The following is a 15,813-nucleotide window of genomic DNA, read 5'->3' as shown; positions in this document are numbered from 1 at the left end:
GATGAGATGAAAAGAAATTTCTTTAAATATATCATGGCAGCAGCGGGAGGTTTTATCCTTCTTGCCGCATGCAGCAAGAGTTTTATCACCGTTGATCCAAAAGGAACTGCGGTAGAAAGCAATTACTACCGCAATCAGGCCGAAGCCTTTAACGGATTGATCTCGGTATACGATGTAGTAGGATGGCAAGGTAGCATGTACATTACCAAAGTAGGTATGGCCGATGCTGCCAGCGACGACCATTACGCTGGTGGTGGTGGCGCTACAGACGTAGCCGGATTACAGGTAATGTCCAACTACACGGTGGATGCAGCACAAGGACCTTCTGCAGAACTCTGGCAGAAAGGGTTTGCAGGCGTATTCCGCGCCAACCTGCTGCTCACAAAGTTGCCAGGCGCCACGATGGATGATAACCTAAAAAAACGCTATGCAGCAGAATGTAAACTGCTGCGCGCACACTTCTATTTTGATCTGATCAGATTATTTAAAAATGTTCCGCTCATCACGAAGCCACTGGCTAGCAGTGAAACCTATTCCGTGGTGCAGGCAGCGCCTGCGGATGTGTGGGCACAGATTGTAAAAGATCTCCAAGATGCGATTGCAGAGGGGCAACTGCCGGATAAAGTGGCTGGTGCAGAATTAGGTCGTGTTACAAAAGGGACTGCACACGCCTTGCTAGGTAAGGTATATCTCTGGCAACAGAAATATACAGAAGCCGCTGCTGAACTGGCAGAAGTAAATGGTGCTGATCCAGCAAGTGGAAGTGCTAAGTATGGTTATAGCCTGCTGAAAAACTTCGGCGATCTCTGGAAATCTGATAACGCTTCCAAATTCAACAGTGAATCTATTTTCGAGATTTCCTTCACTTCTTTGAGTGGCGGTACTTGGAACTGTGTTTCCTGTACAGAAGGAAACGTATTGAACATCATGGTAGGCCCACGTGGTTATAAACCTACTGCTGGCGCTCCTGATTATTATTCCGGTTGGAGCTTCCTGCCGGTTACACAGGACCTCTATGACCTGATGCATTACGATCCTCGCTTTAAATACACCATTGCAGACCTGGACAGCCTGGAAAAGAATGGTATCGCGAGATACGACAAAGGATATATGAACACTGGCTATTTCCTGGAGAAATTCGCTGCACGTACTTCTAATATCACTAAAGGTGGTGGTAACACAGAGCTGAACTTCGGACAAAATATGTACGAAATCCGCCTGGCAGATACTTACCTGATGGAAGCGGAAGCCCTGATTAAAGCAGGACAAGGGGGAGACGCGGGTTCACGCGCCTACAAACTGCTCAATGCAGTACGTGGCCGTGTAAAACTGCCTGAGATCTCCGCTACTTTCGATAACATCATGAAAGAAAGAAGAATGGAGCTAGCTGGGGAAGGCCAACGTTGGTTCGACCTGGTAAGAACCGGACTGGCGCCAACAGTGCTGGGAGCTAAAGGTTTCAAAGCCAACAGGAATGAAATCCTTCCTATTCCATTACAGGAATTGGAAAATACCAAGCTGGAACAGAATAAAGAATATGGTGGCACTAAATAATGTTGCCTGTTATCTTAAAATCGTATATCCATGAACGTTATAAATAGAAATATTTTTGCTACCGCGATGCTGGGTATGGCTTACCTGTCTGCCTGCACGCCGGAAAAAAGCAATAAAAAGCTGGATGCTATTCCTACTGCTTCCTTTACCGTGGCGCCAGTTGCCAATAACGGTAACCGTTTTGTAGTCACCAATACTACTCCAGGCGCATTCCTGTATACCTGGACAACCCCTGTAGGCGGCGCTTCCAGGCTAGCTTCCGATACTTTTACCTTCGGGCGCAAAGGGGACTATGATATCAAACTAGTAGCTTATAGCCAAGGCGGTTCCTCTACCACTACGAATAAAGTAACCGTAGCCAATAACCTGCCGCCAACCTTGGTACTCCAAGGGGCCGACTTAACCGCTCCAGGTGCAAATGCTTTTTGGAAGGTACTCAAAACGCCTGGTACGGCTACTGCGATCAACTTCTCCAATACAGGTGTGAATTTCGCTAGCACAGATACCAGTAATGGCGCTATCTACCAGAAAATAAAAATCAATTCCATGCGTGATTACTATGTGAATGTTTATGCACATGGTAATGGAATGGTAGGCGATTCTGCTTGGTTGGATGTATATCTTTCCAACAGTGAACCACTGACCAACTGGGATTATACCACTAATCTCTATGTATCATTGAATACACGAAAAGGCTGTGGTAACGCGGCTTTCAGCGGTAACCTCAATACCATTGCTTGCTTTGGCCCTGGTGCTGGTAAAAATGGCTTCATCACTTTCGGTTCTTCCGGTGATTACTACTTGGTGATCAAAGCGGGTTCCCGCGGTGGCGGCCCTAGTGGCAGTAACCTGGGTGCTGGCGGTGTTACAGTGGATAGTGTGAGTCTCTGGGAACAGATCAGATAATTTTATATCTTGAAAGGAGTAGTTACAGCGATGGCTGTAATTACTCCTTAGTACCTAAATAGTTGTTGTTATGAAACTGATTCCCAGCTTGTGCCTCCCACTGCTGCTGGCCGGGCATGCATGCCTGGCAAACAGCGATACCACTGCTCCCAAACCTATTGTAGATAAACACTGGACCTTCGAAAAAACGCCGGTATGGTCGGATGAATTCAACTATAAAGGATTGCCAGATTCCACTAAATGGGGATATGATATTGGCGGCAGAGGATGGGGAAATAATGAGCTGCAATATTATACGAATCAGGGTAATGCCATTGTAGAAAATGGTATGCTACGCATTATTGCAAAGAAGGAAACAAAAGAGAATCGGGAGTATACGTCTGCAAGGCTCGTCAGTAAAGGGAAAGGAGATTTCCTTTATGGCCGTTTTGAAATCAGGGCGAAGCTCCCTGCTGGCCGAGGTACCTGGCCTGCCATCTGGATGTTGCCCACCGACTGGGCCTACGGCGGATGGCCTAATTCCGGCGAAATAGATATCATGGAACATGTGGGATACGATCCTGGAAATGTGCATGTGAGTACCCATACCAAAGCGTATTATTTCAAAATCAATACGCAGAAAACAAGTATTACAAAGGTTGACAGCATCTACACGGCTTTTCATACTTATCGCCTGGATTGGACACCAGCCACTTTACGCGCTTACATTGATGATCAACAAGTATTCGAAATGCGCAATGAAGGAACCGGATTTACCGTGTGGCCGTTCGATAAAAGATTTCATCTACTGCTGAATATAGCGGTGGGCGGCGATTGGGGCGGACAGAAAGGAATAGACGATAGCATATTCCCTACCACCATGCTGGTAGATTATGTGCGTGTATACCGTATGATCGAGCAACCTTAATATCCACGAAATATGAAAACAAACAAGTATCTCCTTATATATTTTTTATCCCTGCTGCTGGTGGGAAACGTGTCGGCCCAAAAAAATAAACCCGCCATGGAGGCCTGGATTACTAATCCGGATCGCTCTGCATTGCTACAGCAGCAGCCATCGGTTGGTTTTGGTACTGCAAACAACGGTAGTCCTGTCATTACAGTAAATACAAAAGAAAAGTACCAAAGTATTGATGGTTTTGGTTTTACACTCACCGGTGGAAGCGCTACGCATATTCACCAAATGCCCGCTGCTGCACAGGATGCGTTGTTAAAGGAGCTTTTCCTGACAAAAGAAGCGGGGATTGGTATCAGTTATTTGCGGGTAAGTATTGGGGCGTCGGATCTGAGTGCGGAAGTCTTTACATATGATGATATTGCGGGAGACACGAGTCTGCAACACTTCTCGCTTTCCAAAGAAGCAGTGGACCTCATTCCTGTGTTGAAACGCATCCTCCAGTTAAATCCTCGTATTAAAATCCTGGGTTCCCCCTGGACAGCGCCCGCTTGGATGAAAACGAACAACTCGTTTATTGGTGGCAGTCTGAAACCAGAATACTACCGCACCTATGCACAATATTTTGTAAAATATATCCATGCCATGAAAGCGGCGGGTATTCCTATCGATGCTATCACTATACAGAATGAGCCTTTACATGGCGGCAATAATCCAAGTATGGTAATGCAGGCTGGCGAACAAGCCGCATTTATCAAAACCGCACTGGGACCAGCTTTTAAAGCAGCGGGTTTAAAAACAAAGATCATTCTCTACGATCATAACTGTGATAAACCGGAATATCCAATGAGTATCCTCGCGGATAAAGCGGCCTATCCTTATGTGGATGGATCTGCGTTTCACCTCTATGGTGGCACTATTGATGCCATGTCTAAAGTGCATGCTGCTTACCCAGCTAAGCATTTGTATTTCACGGAGCAATGGTCAGATGGGAAAGGGGATTTCGGTAAAGAACTAACGGGCAACACTACACGTTTAACGGTATGGGCTATACGCAATTGGAGCAGGAATGTGCTGCAATGGAACCTTGCCTCCAATCCCACACTGACGCCACATACAGACAAAGGTGGTTGTGGCCAATGCCTCGGCGCCGTTACCATTGATGGCAGTAACATTACGCGTAATTCCTCCTACTATGTAATCGGCCACGCTGCTAAGTTTGTAGCACCTGGGTCCGTTCGGGTGGCGTCTACCATTATTGCAAATCTGGATAATGTAGCATTCATCACCCCTTCCGGCAAAAAAGTATTGATCGTAGTAAACAATAACCCACAGGCACAGGAGTTTCAGGTAAACGACAACGGAAAACTGGCAGTAGCTAAGCTGGAGAGTCATGCCGTTGGTACCTATGTCTGGTAAACATATTTCAATAGATGAAAAGAATCATTACAAGTGCAATGCTGCTGGCCTTTAGCTTTAACAGTTACAGCCAACAACAAAAAATTACCGTTTATACAACGGCTGCAAATACAGACCTGCGGCTATCCCAGACAGGAACGTTGGCGTTCAAATCCATGCCGCAACCGCTGGAAACAGAGCCTTGCGTATTTGTAGATCCGAAGGTAAGCTTCCAAACCTTCACTGGTATTGGTGGCGCGCTGACAGATGCTTCCGCGGAAACATTCGCCAAACTGCCAAAAGCAAAGCAGGAAGAATTCCTACAAGCGTATTATAGTATATCTAACGGTATCGGTTATACGTTTGCACGTACCAATATCCAAAGTTGTGATTTCTCTAGCGATACTTATACTTACATCGAGGAACACGACAGTACCCTAAAAACCTTTAACATCAAACATGACTTGCAGTATAAAATACCTTTCATCAAAGCCGCTACACAGGCTGCAGGAGGGAAGCTGCCGTTGTTTATCAGTCCTTGGAGCCCGCCGGCATGGATGAAAGATAACAACGATATGCTGCATGGCGGTCATTTACTCCGCAAATATTACCAGGCATGGGCCAATCATTACATCAAATTTATCCGGGCTTATGAATCATTAGGCGTTCCTGTATGGGGCCTCAGTGTACAGAATGAACCGATGGCCAAACAAAAATGGGAATCTTGCATCTTCACCGCAGAAGAAGAACGCGATTTCATCAAAGGCTACCTGGGACCTACATTAGCAAAAGCAGGTATGTCCACTAAAAAATTACTGGCCTGGGATCATAACCGCGATCTCTTGTATCAGCGCGCCAGCACCTTGTTACAAGACAAAGAAACCGCTAAATACATCTGGGGTATTGGTTACCACTGGTACGAAACCTGGACTGGCAGCGATATGCAATTCCAGAACGAACGACTAGTCCAGCAAGCTTTCCCTCATATCAACCTCGTATTCACCGAAGGTTGCGTGGAGAAATTTGATTTCAATCGCCTGCATGATTGGGCGATCGGCGAACGTTACGGCTATTCCCTGGTGAATGATTTCAACAGTGGCACCGTTGCTTGGACCGACTGGAACGTACTCCTGGACGAGAACGGCGGCCCTAATCACGTGGGTAATTTCTGTTTCGCACCGGTGCATGCAGATACCAGAAGCGGAGAGTTGATTTATACCAATGCCTACTACTACCTGGGCCATTTCTCAAAATTCATTCGTCCGGGTGCTAAGAGGATTGTGAGTTCCAGTAGTCGCTCACCATTACAAACGACCGCCTTCCGCAACGCGGACGGCAAACTGGCGGTGGTGGTGCTGAATATGAGCGATCAAGAAATCCCTTATCACCTGTGGATAGCAGGTAAAGCGGCGGCCACTACTAGTCAGCCACATTCCATCAGTACGTTAATCATAGAATAGGCTAATATATAAGCATTTCATAACGAGTAGATGACTATATAAAGCCCTCCGTTTCGTCCGGAGGGCTTTTTGTATATTTGTAGTTATGGATATATTGAATTCTATAACCGCTTTTCAGTCTTCCCCTGAACTACGGGAGAAGCTCTACGAATACAGTGTGGTAAAGACTTTCAAAGAAGGGGATGTAATCCTAAATGAACAGTCGAATATCCGCGCTATTCCCATTGTTACGAAAGGGAGTATGCGGGTCATGCGCACGGACGATGATGGCAGGGAAATACTCTTGTATTATATCCGGGCAGGAGAAAGCTGCATCATGTCGTTTCTGGGAGGCATGCACCAAGAAGAAAGCAAGGTAAAAGCTGTAGTAGAAGAGGAAGCAGAGATTTATTTCCTTCCGATTGAAAAAGTGGGCCTATTCATCAAAGAATACCCTGAATGGTTGGATTACATTTTCCGTTTATATCATAAGCGCTTTGAAGAGCTGTTGGAAGTGGTGAACGCAGTGGCATTCCGCAAAGCGGATGAGCGCCTTTTGCAGCTATTGCAGAAAAAAGCGGAACTTACTGGCAGCAAGAAGCTCTTAGTAACGCACGAGCAGTTGGCCAATGAGCTGGGAACCGCCAGGGCTGTTGTGTCTAGGTTGTTGAAGCAATTGGAAGAAAATCAGGTCCTGAAACTGGGCAGAAATAAGATTGAGCTTATGTAACAAATGTCACAGTACAAGAAAATTTAATATAGGACCTTTGCTATATCAAAACTGGACATAACTATGCAAGTAGAACAAATTTATACCGGATGTTTAGCCCAAGGCGCTTATTATATTAGCTCTGCCGGAGAGGCAGCCATCATAGACCCATTGAGAGATACTGCTCCTTATTTGCAGCGTGCTGACAAAGATGGAGTTAAGATAAAATATATCTTCGAAACGCATTTTCATGCGGACTTCGTATCCGGTCACCTGGACCTTCAGCAGCAAACTGGTGCTCCTATCGTTTACGGACCAGGTGCCGATCCTGCCTTCGATGCGATTATTGCTACAGACGGTCAGGAATTCAAAATCGGTGATGTTACCATCAAAGTACTACATACACCTGGCCATACGCTGGAAAGCGTGACCTACCTGCTAAAAGATGAAACAGGAAAAGACTACGCTATTTTCAGTGGAGATACCCTGTTCCTTGGGGATGTAGGCCGCCCAGACCTGGCACAGAAAAAGGATGATATTACCAAAGAAGATCTTGCCGGTATGTTGTACGACAGTCTGAACAACAAAATTATGCCCCTCGCAGACGATGTAATCGTATATCCTGCGCACGGTGCTGGTTCTGCCTGCGGTAAGAATATGATGAAAGAAACAGTGGATACATTGGGCAACCAAAAGAAGCTCAATTATGCCCTGAATCAGCCCAATAAAGCGGCGTTCATCACAGCCGTGACGGATGGCCTGCTGCCACCGCCGGATTATTTCCCTGCCAACGTATTGATGAACAAGCAAGGGTATAAAAGTCTGGATGAAGTAATGGAACGCGGACTCATGGCCCTCACACCGGAAGCCTTTGAAATCGCTGCCAACGAAACCCGTGCCTTGATCTTGGATACCCGCGATAATGCGGCATTTACAGCAGGGTTTGTACCTAGGTCAGTGAATATCGGCCTCCGTGGCGATTTCGCACCGTGGGTAGGCGCGCTCGTAGGCGATGTTGCACAGCCATTGCTGTTGGTAAGTGAGCCTGGAACAGAATCAGAAGTGATAGAAAGATTGAGTCGCGTAGGTTTTGATAACGTAATCGGATATCTCGAAGGTGGATTTGAAAGTTGGAGAGACACGGGTAAAACTGTCGATACCATCCATCGCATCAGCGCAGATACATTTGCCACTAATCACAAAGAAGATGCAACGGTCATAGATATACGAAAAGCGTCTGAATATAGCGCAGAACACGTCAAAGATGCCTATAGCAGACCGCTTGCAGATATCAGCACTTGGCTGAAAGAAGTGGGCGATAAAAATGAACATTTCTATATTCACTGTGCTGGCGGTTACAGAAGCAGCATTGCTGCTAGTATCTTGCAAATGCATGGTTACCGGAACTTCTCTGAAATAGCCGGTGGATTTAACGCTATTGCTAAAACAACTGTACCTGTTACAGACTTCGTATGCCAATCAAGAACATTTAAAAATTAATAATGGAACAACTGAGCGCAATGCTCCGTCAGCCCTGGCCATGGTATGTGGCTGGACCGCTGATTGGGTTAAATGTACCTTTACTTTTAATTATCGGTAACAAAACATTTGGTATCTCTTCATCACTGCGACATGTATGCGCGGCATGCATGCCGGCGAGGATACCATTTTTCAACTATAACTGGAAACAGGAGAAATGGAACTTAGTTTTTGCTTTAGGCATATTACTAGGGGGATTTATAGCGATGGAATTCCTGAGAGATAGTACAGCCGTAACTGTACATCCTCACCTGGTAAATGAATTAGCAGGTTATGGCATTCATGATTACTCTTCGTTGATACCCAAAGACCTCTTTACTTGGTCGCAACTATTAACGCCTAGAGGATTGATTATGATGGTGGGTGGCGGATTCCTCGTAGGGTTCGGAACCCGTTATGCTGGCGGATGTACAAGTGGCCATGCGATCATGGGGCTCTCCTCACTGCAATGGCCTTCCCTGGTAGCCACCTGTTGCTTTATGGTAGGCGGTTTCATCATGGCCAATTTAATTTTACCCATTATCTTATCAATTTAATTATTGCTATGCTGAAATATTTAATGGCAGGAATTGCCTTCGGAATAATATTAGTCAAGGCTGAACTGGTGAGCTGGTTCAGGATACAGGAGATGTTCAGACTGCAATCGTTTCACTTGTATGGGATCATTGGAAGTGCTGTACTGACAGGAATGATATCTATTTGGATTATTAAAAAGTTCGGTATCCGAACAATAAGTGGTGAAAAAATTAATATCCCAGATAAGAAATTTAATAAAGGAAATATCTATGGTGGATTAATATTTGGTTTAGGATGGGCACTTACGGGCGCATGCCCCGGGCCGTTATTGGCGCAGGCTGGCGGCGGAGCCACTGTCATAGCGGTTACTTTACTGAGTGCTGTAGCTGGGACATGGGTATATGGCCGGTTTAGAGAGCAACTGCCGCACTAATACAAAGGAACCGTCCTCCACTGGGGACGGTTTTTTTATGGCCTGCGTTTGATCCTGTCGAACTCAGGCCATTCAGTTTTAAAAAACGCTAACCTTTTTTGGGCTTCTACTGTTATTCCCTCGATATGTATTCCCCTATTTTTATCACCCTCAAAAATGGATGTTATGCCTTACTCTCCGATGTTAATCAAACCCTTTAAGGAAGAACTGACAGATATTGGTGTACAGGAACTGCTCACCGCTGCAGATGTAGACAAAGCAATGGGCCAGGATGGTACTACCCTGGTGGTTATCAACAGCGTTTGCGGTTGCGCCGCCGGTATTGCGCGTCCTGCTGTACGTAGACTCATTGAAGATGACTCCGTGAAAAAACCAGACCGTATCGTATCTGTTTTTGCAGGCCAGGACCTGGAAGCAACGGCACGATTCAGGGGCTATATTCCTGATATTCCACCTTCCTCACCTAGCTTCGCTTTTTTTAAAGATAAAGAACTGGTTTATTTCATTCCGAAGTACAGAATTGAAAGCAGAGACGCCCAATCCGTTGCGATGGACCTGCAATCTGTTTGCGAAGAATTCGCGATATAAGCATTTATACAAAAAGGTAATATCAAAAGTTAAATGAAAGCAGAAATCTCCTGCCTGTCGCCCCTGCCCAGCGGACAGGGGCGACAAAAAAAGCAAATGGAGTGATGTCGCAGACATCACTCCATTTGCTTTTTTAATACAGCTTGTTTTATTTCACTGCCAATACAGGCTTGACTTTCTCTACAATAATTTCTTTATTCACCCGAAGCGTAACTGTTTGTCGTACATCCGTAGCGGAGGAAGCGAGTTGTATGGTATATATACCGGGAGACACGATCCATGCGGACTTACTTTCATCAAACCAAGCCAGGTCCTGCGCGGTAATCCCTAGTTGCAAATTTTCCTTTTCCCCTGGTTGTAACAATTTGGTTTTTGCAAAAGCCTTCAATTCTTTTACCGGCCTTCCCGCTTTGATAACCGGCGGCTGTACATATAACTGTACTATCTCCTTACCAGCTTTTTTTCCACTATTCGTTACCGTTATACTCACTTTTACAGGTGCTACATAAGTAGGGCTGCTCAAACGTGCCTGGCTATACGAAAAAATAGTATAGGATAAACCATGACCAAAAGGATATGCTACTGGTATGTTTTTCGTGCTGTAATAACGGTATCCCACGTAGATATCTTCTGTGTAAGTAATCTCCGAAGGCTTGCCCATCAAGGGATTGGCGCCGGTATTATCTGCGCCTGGAATTTCTTTCCCAGGGAAATTATCTGCGGAAGGCACATCTTCGTAGCGAAGCGGGAAAGTGGCCGCCAGTTTCCCGGAAGGATTGACATTACCACTGAGTACATCTGCCATGCAGCTTCCACCTTCTTGTCCGGGTTGCCAGGCGAGGAGTATAGCATCTGCCATATCGCGCCAGTTGGCCGTTTCGATAACGCCGTCTATATTCAGGATAACGATTACTTTCTTCTGCTGTGCATGAAAAGCGCGACTGATACTTTCTATTAGCGTGAGTTCATCTTTTCTTACATTGAAATCCTGGATCTTCCTATCGGCGCCTTCGCCTGCATTGCGCCCCAGTGTGATAACTGCGGCGTCCATGTATTTAGCGAGTCTACTGATCGTTTCTGTATCTAGTTGTAATTCAGGAATCGCAGGAGGGGTACCGAAAAGAGAAAAGGTCTTAGGTTGTTGCGCTAACTGGCTGCTGATATATTTGCTGTATTCTGTTTGTAATCCGGCGTCCAATACAAAGCCGCCTTGCAGCATTGCTTTGTCCAGGTCCGTTACATAAGCTTTGAAAACGCCTCCACTGCCGGTTCCACCAGCAATAATCCGATAAGAGGTAACGCCGAATAAAGCGATTTTTCCAGGAGCTGCTATTGGCAATGCATTTTCATTTTTCAACAATACCATGCTCTCTGCTCCTGCCTTGCGGGCTAAAGCTGCGCTGGCAGCCAGATCTGGCTTATCGGTGTAAGGGTATTTTTTGAAGGTAGGCGATTGTAATACCAACTGTAGTATGCCCGCCACATTTTCATCCAATACCTGCATCGGAACAGTACCTTGTTTAACCGCTGCCAGCAAAGCATCCGACTGAGCGGCATATCCTGGCATCAACAAGTTGTTATAGGCGAGCATTTGTTTGGCAGGGTCTTTACCGCCATACCAATCCGTCATGACAATCCCTTTAAATTTCCATTCATCGCGCAATACGCCTTTCAGTAAACCGGGATATTGCGATACATAATTGCCGTTGATATAATTATAGGAAGACATGATGGTCCACGGTTTGGCAATTTTTACTGCCAACTGAAAACCACGCAGATAGATTTCTCGGAGGGCGCGTTCACTCACATGTGTATTCATCTGCATGCGATTGAACTCCTGATTATTGGCGGCAAAGTGTTTGACAGAAACCCCTACACCAGCGGATTGTACGCCACGAATCATAGCGGCAGAAACAAGTCCGGAGAGAACGGGATCTTCCGAATAATATTCAAAATTACGTCCCCCCAAGGGATTACGTTGTATGTTCATGCCAGGGGCCAGCAGTACATCTATGCCATATTCGAGGGCTTCATGGCCCATCGCTGTACCTACCTGCGTTACTAGCGCAGTATCCCAGGAGGAAGCCATCAAAGTGGCTACAGGAAAGGCGGTAGCATAATAGGTGCGCGTGGTGTCATGATGCCTGACAGGAGATATGCGTACACCGGCAGGGCCATCTGTAAAGGTGAGCGAAGGAATGCCCAATCTCGGAATGGCATGTGTTCTACCTGAAGCGCCAGGCACCTTTTCCGGCACTGCATCATCTGCAGGATAGCCAGGCGGTAAAATCCCCGGTGGCAGACCCTCTATATGGAGGCCCATGCCGGTAACAATACTGACCTTCTCTTCTACGGTCATGGCCGCGATCACCCGTGGAATACTTTGTTTGTCTGTAAGTCTGATATAATTGCGATCCTGTGCCATCGTATTTACTGCAAAAGTTAGCAGCATAGGGATGGACATGCATGGGAGTAACTTGTGTAGCATAGGGAACGTGATCTTCTTCCCTAATATACTTTTTTAAAATCAAATTTTCTAGTTCTTAATCAGATTTGGCAGTGGCAGTCCTTTCATGGCTGCGATCACATTTTCAGCCGCCAAACGAGACATGGCATTGCGTGTACCGATAGTGGCAGAACCGATATGCGGTAAAATAGCGACAGTAGGTAAACTCAACAACGGACTATCAGCACTCATGGGTTCCGGATTAGTTACATCCAAACCCGCTCCCCAAATAAGTCCTTCTTGTATGGCTTCATACAAATCTGTTTCGTTGTGAATGGCGCCCCTGGCGGTATTGATGAATATCGCACTAGGCTTCATTTTACGAAAAGTTTCTTTGGTAAAGGTGCCCCTGGTTTCCGCTGTCAGTGCCGTATGTACGCTGAGCACATCGCTCTGTGCTAGTAATTCATCGAAAGAAACATAACGTGCACCCAGTTCCTTTTCTGCTACCAGGTTACGACGGCGATTATTGTAAATCAACGGCATATCAAAAGCACGGGCACGTTTGGCGAGCACCGAACCAATCTGCCCCAATCCCCAGATGCCTAACGTCTTGCCTTCTAGGTCAATACCCAGATTGGCAGTAGGATCGGAGAATCCCCATTCCCGTTGTAAGATGCGTTGGTGCATAAAGAAAGCCTTTCTTGCCACTGCTTGCATCAGCAGGAAAGCTATATCAGCGGTGGATTTGCTGGGAATACCCGGTACATTTGTAACAGGAATACCTAGTTCTCGGGCTGCCGCCACATCGATGTTGTCATATCCGGCAGACATGAGCGCGATCAGTTTCAAGTGGGTACATTTCTCTAAAAATGGCCTTGACATGGCTTTTCCGCCGGCATAGTACAATACGTCATAATCCTGTAGTAGGGCCGCTAGTTCATCTGGCGATAGATTCCTTTTCTCTTTCCATTCAGTAACGTTGATGCCTGCACGCTCCAGCAGGATACGGCCATCCGTTGGCAATACTCTCGTTGCAAAAACCTTCATAGCAAATATTATTGGTGGCAGTGGAATGTGCAACAAAGATAGTGCCTCCCCAGTTTACTAGGGAGGCAAAGAAAATAAAAGCATTTTATACCTTTGATACCTAACAGTGAATCAATGAGAAAGCATCTTCTAACCGTCATACTGCTGATGGTAACCGCAGTATCCTCGTATGCTGCCGATTTTCCTGGCGTTCGCGCATTGGCCGCCCGTAGGGTACCATGGCTGGAAAAATCCTTAACCCTACAGCAAATCCCTGCTGAAAAAGGGAAAGAGGTATTTGAACTCCGTACTTCTGGAAACAAACTGATTATCAGGGCATCCACCACCAGTGCGGCGGCGGAAGGACTCAACTGGTACCTGAAATATTATTGTAATAGATCGATGTCGCATATGGGAGACAACTTGTCGCCGGTAAGCCCATTGCCCACTATTACTGCGCCCGTGCGGATTTTCACGGAAATGCCGGTGCGCTATGCACTGAATTACTGTACTATCAGCTATACGATGAGCTTTTATAGTTGGGCGGATTGGCAGCATGAGTTAGACTGGATGGCCTTGAACGGCGTGAATGTTATGCTGGCCACTGTTGGTACAGAAGCCATATGGCAGCGTACTTTACAGCAATTGGGCTATACGCCGGAAGAGGCGCGCGCTTTTATTGCGGGGCCTGGATTCACTGCTTGGTGGCTCATGGGCAACCTCGAAGGATGGGGCGGACCTGTTAGCCAGCAAATGATTGACCAACAGGAACAATTGCAACATAAGATCCTTGGGCGAATGAAAGAACTAGGCATAGCGCCGGTTTTACAAGGATTTTATGGTATGATTCCCGTTAATATGAAGGAAAAGCTGCATTTGGAGAAGGTAGTGCCGCAAGGGAAATGGGCCGGTGGATTCCAGCGTCCTGATTTTTTGCTGCCGCAAGACAGCCAGTACACGAAGATTGCCAGTATCTACTATAATGAGATGAAACGCACTTACGGCAAGGATATCCAATACTTAGCCGGCGATCCATTTCATGAAGGAGGGAATGCTAAAGGGGTGGATGTGACTGCAGCCGCCAAGGGGATACAAGATGCGATGCTACAGGCATTTCCTGGCGTAACCTGGGTATTGCAAGGCTGGCAGAATAACCCGAAATCGGCACTCCTAGCCGGACTGGATAAATCCAAGGTACTGGTACAGGAACTGTTTGGTGAAAATACCGCCAATTGGGAATCTCGTAAAGGTTATGAGAACACGCCTTTCATTTGGTGCACCGTGACCAATTTTGGCGAAAAACTGGGATTATATGGCAAATTGCAACGTTTTGCCGATGAGGTATATAGGGCTGCTAACAGTCCTTATAAAGACCTAATGCGCGGAGCGGGTATCATGCCGGAAGGTATCCACAACAATCCGGTTATTTATCAATTAGTGCTGGAACTGCCTTGGCACCAGGAACATGTTTCCGTGAAAGATTGGATTACTGCATATGTGCGTTCCCGTTATGGCACGGAGAATGCGACCGCTGAAGCGGCCTGGCAACAATTCCTAGCCACTTGTTACAGTAGCTTTGATAAATACCAGGAAGGTCCTACGGAGTCCATTATGACCGCCAGACCTACCGCTGATGTAGATCGTCCGGTTTCCACCTGGGGTACCCGACATAGAAATTATGATACCGCCGTATTCCGCCAGGCAGTAACGCAATTCCTCGCAGCCGCGCCTGCACTGAAGAAAAGTGAAACTTATCAGATTGATGCAATTGATTTTCAAAGACAGGTGAATTCCAATAATGGAGAATACCTGTATACGCAAATAATAGCTGCCTGGAAGAACAAGGATAGCGCTACTTTTCGTAGGAGCTCAAACCAATTCATGACGTTAATGAATAAGCAGGATAGCTTGTTGTCTACCAATAAACATTTTCGACTGGATACTTGGCTGAAGGCCGCTATGGCGATGGGTTCCACGCTGGCAGAAAAATCCCTGCTGAAAAAGAATGCTAAAGTACAGCTCACTTATTGGGGCCCGAATAATCCTGATACCGACCTTCATGAATACGCCAATAAAGAATGGGGCGGACTCATACGCGAACTCTATATCCCACGTTGGATAAAATTTATCAACTCCCTTAATCTTCAGAAAGATAAACCACAGCAAGCGATCGACTTCTTCACCATGGAGAAGAAGTGGACGGAAGAGTAGCATGAAGGCATTATGCGCCTTCCTGTCGTCCCTGCCCATCGGGCAGAGACGACGAAAAAGAAAAAACCGGAATATACGTCATGCAGTGACGTATATTCCGGTTTTTTTTGGATCGCAGGTAAGTGGGTATTTAATACCACAAAAATTTCA

At 46.2% G+C, this 15,813-nt stretch carries 13 protein-coding genes; 11 read left to right on the top strand and 2 right to left on the bottom strand.

Annotation, left to right across the window (positions count from 1 at the left end; all coding sequences use genetic code 11):
- The first annotated feature begins 6 nt into the window (after window positions 1-6).
- From JO154_RS08975 to JO154_RS08930, 10 genes are all read left to right on the top strand, one after another.
- On the top strand, window positions 7-1,554 hold the full coding sequence (locus tag JO154_RS08975; RefSeq protein WP_291944002.1) for a RagB/SusD family nutrient uptake outer membrane protein: 1,548 nt from the start codon (window positions 7-9) through the stop codon (window positions 1,552-1,554).
- 30 nt (window positions 1,555-1,584) lie between these two features.
- Window positions 1,585-2,460: a hypothetical protein gene (locus JO154_RS08970; RefSeq protein ID WP_291943999.1), complete on the top strand. Its 876-nt coding sequence runs from the start codon at window positions 1,585-1,587 to the stop codon at window positions 2,458-2,460.
- Between the two features lie 70 nt (window positions 2,461-2,530).
- Window positions 2,531-3,367: a glycoside hydrolase family 16 protein gene (locus tag JO154_RS08965; protein ID WP_291943996.1), complete on the top strand. Its 837-nt coding sequence runs from the start codon at window positions 2,531-2,533 to the stop codon at window positions 3,365-3,367.
- A 12-nt stretch (window positions 3,368-3,379) separates the two neighbouring features.
- A complete protein-coding gene (locus JO154_RS08960; RefSeq protein ID WP_291943993.1) occupies window positions 3,380-4,774 on the top strand; it encodes a glycoside hydrolase family 30 beta sandwich domain-containing protein in 1,395 nt (464 codons plus the stop codon).
- A gap of 14 nt (window positions 4,775-4,788) precedes the next feature.
- On the top strand, window positions 4,789-6,213 hold the full coding sequence (locus JO154_RS08955) for a glycoside hydrolase family 30 protein (protein WP_291943990.1): 1,425 nt from the start codon (window positions 4,789-4,791) through the stop codon (window positions 6,211-6,213).
- 85 nt (window positions 6,214-6,298) lie between these two features.
- Window positions 6,299-6,922: a Crp/Fnr family transcriptional regulator gene (locus JO154_RS08950; RefSeq protein ID WP_291943987.1), complete on the top strand. Its 624-nt coding sequence runs from the start codon at window positions 6,299-6,301 to the stop codon at window positions 6,920-6,922.
- Between the two features lie 63 nt (window positions 6,923-6,985).
- Window positions 6,986-8,401, top strand: coding sequence for an MBL fold metallo-hydrolase (locus JO154_RS08945; protein WP_291943984.1), 1,416 nt, complete (start codon window positions 6,986-6,988; stop codon window positions 8,399-8,401).
- 2 nt (window positions 8,402-8,403) lie between these two features.
- A complete protein-coding gene (locus JO154_RS08940; protein WP_291943981.1) occupies window positions 8,404-8,976 on the top strand; it encodes a YeeE/YedE thiosulfate transporter family protein in 573 nt (190 codons plus the stop codon).
- A gap of 8 nt (window positions 8,977-8,984) precedes the next feature.
- Entirely contained in the window at window positions 8,985-9,389 is a 405-nt protein-coding gene (locus JO154_RS08935; RefSeq protein ID WP_291943979.1) for a DUF6691 family protein, read from the top strand.
- Between the two features lie 165 nt (window positions 9,390-9,554).
- A complete protein-coding gene (locus tag JO154_RS08930) occupies window positions 9,555-9,977 on the top strand; it encodes a BrxA/BrxB family bacilliredoxin (protein ID WP_291943976.1) in 423 nt (140 codons plus the stop codon).
- Between the two features lie 148 nt (window positions 9,978-10,125).
- On the opposite strand, the gene JO154_RS08925 is transcribed toward JO154_RS08930, so the two are convergent.
- Entirely contained in the window at window positions 10,126-12,465 is a 2,340-nt protein-coding gene (locus JO154_RS08925) for a glycoside hydrolase family 3 C-terminal domain-containing protein (protein ID WP_291943973.1), read from the bottom strand.
- Window positions 12,466-12,513: 48 nt separating this feature from the next.
- Entirely contained in the window at window positions 12,514-13,473 is a 960-nt protein-coding gene (locus JO154_RS08920) for a D-glycerate dehydrogenase (RefSeq protein WP_291943970.1), read from the bottom strand.
- A 114-nt stretch (window positions 13,474-13,587) separates the two neighbouring features.
- Here JO154_RS08920 and JO154_RS08915 point away from each other — a divergent pair, with 114 nt between their 5' ends.
- Window positions 13,588-15,663 carry an alpha-N-acetylglucosaminidase gene (locus JO154_RS08915; RefSeq protein WP_291943967.1) on the top strand — a complete coding sequence of 692 codons (2,076 nt, stop codon included), beginning with the start codon at window positions 13,588-13,590 and terminating at the stop codon, window positions 15,661-15,663.
- The last annotated feature ends 150 nt before the right edge of the window (window positions 15,664-15,813 follow it).

This window comes from Chitinophaga sp. (genome assembly GCF_019236475.1).
Classification (GTDB): Bacteria; Bacteroidota; Bacteroidia; order Chitinophagales; family Chitinophagaceae; genus Chitinophaga.
Note: the sequence above shows the minus strand (reverse complement) of the source record. Positions and strands in the feature narration are given on the sequence as shown.

Coding starts and splice junctions, on each gene's coding strand:
- JO154_RS08975 (WP_291944002.1), top strand. CDS start 7: ATGAAAAGAAATTTCTTTAAATATATCATGGCAGCAGCGGGAGGTTTT.
- JO154_RS08970 (WP_291943999.1), top strand. CDS start 1,585: ATGAACGTTATAAATAGAAATATTTTTGCTACCGCGATGCTGGGTATG.
- JO154_RS08965 (WP_291943996.1), top strand. CDS start 2,531: ATGAAACTGATTCCCAGCTTGTGCCTCCCACTGCTGCTGGCCGGGCAT.
- JO154_RS08960 (WP_291943993.1), top strand. CDS start 3,380: ATGAAAACAAACAAGTATCTCCTTATATATTTTTTATCCCTGCTGCTG.
- JO154_RS08955 (WP_291943990.1), top strand. CDS start 4,789: ATGAAAAGAATCATTACAAGTGCAATGCTGCTGGCCTTTAGCTTTAAC.
- JO154_RS08950 (WP_291943987.1), top strand. CDS start 6,299: ATGGATATATTGAATTCTATAACCGCTTTTCAGTCTTCCCCTGAACTA.
- JO154_RS08945 (WP_291943984.1), top strand. CDS start 6,986: ATGCAAGTAGAACAAATTTATACCGGATGTTTAGCCCAAGGCGCTTAT.
- JO154_RS08940 (WP_291943981.1), top strand. CDS start 8,404: ATGGAACAACTGAGCGCAATGCTCCGTCAGCCCTGGCCATGGTATGTG.
- JO154_RS08935 (WP_291943979.1), top strand. CDS start 8,985: ATGCTGAAATATTTAATGGCAGGAATTGCCTTCGGAATAATATTAGTC.
- JO154_RS08930 (WP_291943976.1), top strand. CDS start 9,555: ATGCCTTACTCTCCGATGTTAATCAAACCCTTTAAGGAAGAACTGACA.
- JO154_RS08925 (WP_291943973.1), bottom strand. CDS start 12,465: ATGCTACACAAGTTACTCCCATGCATGTCCATCCCTATGCTGCTAACT.
- JO154_RS08920 (WP_291943970.1), bottom strand. CDS start 13,473: ATGAAGGTTTTTGCAACGAGAGTATTGCCAACGGATGGCCGTATCCTG.
- JO154_RS08915 (WP_291943967.1), top strand. CDS start 13,588: ATGAGAAAGCATCTTCTAACCGTCATACTGCTGATGGTAACCGCAGTA.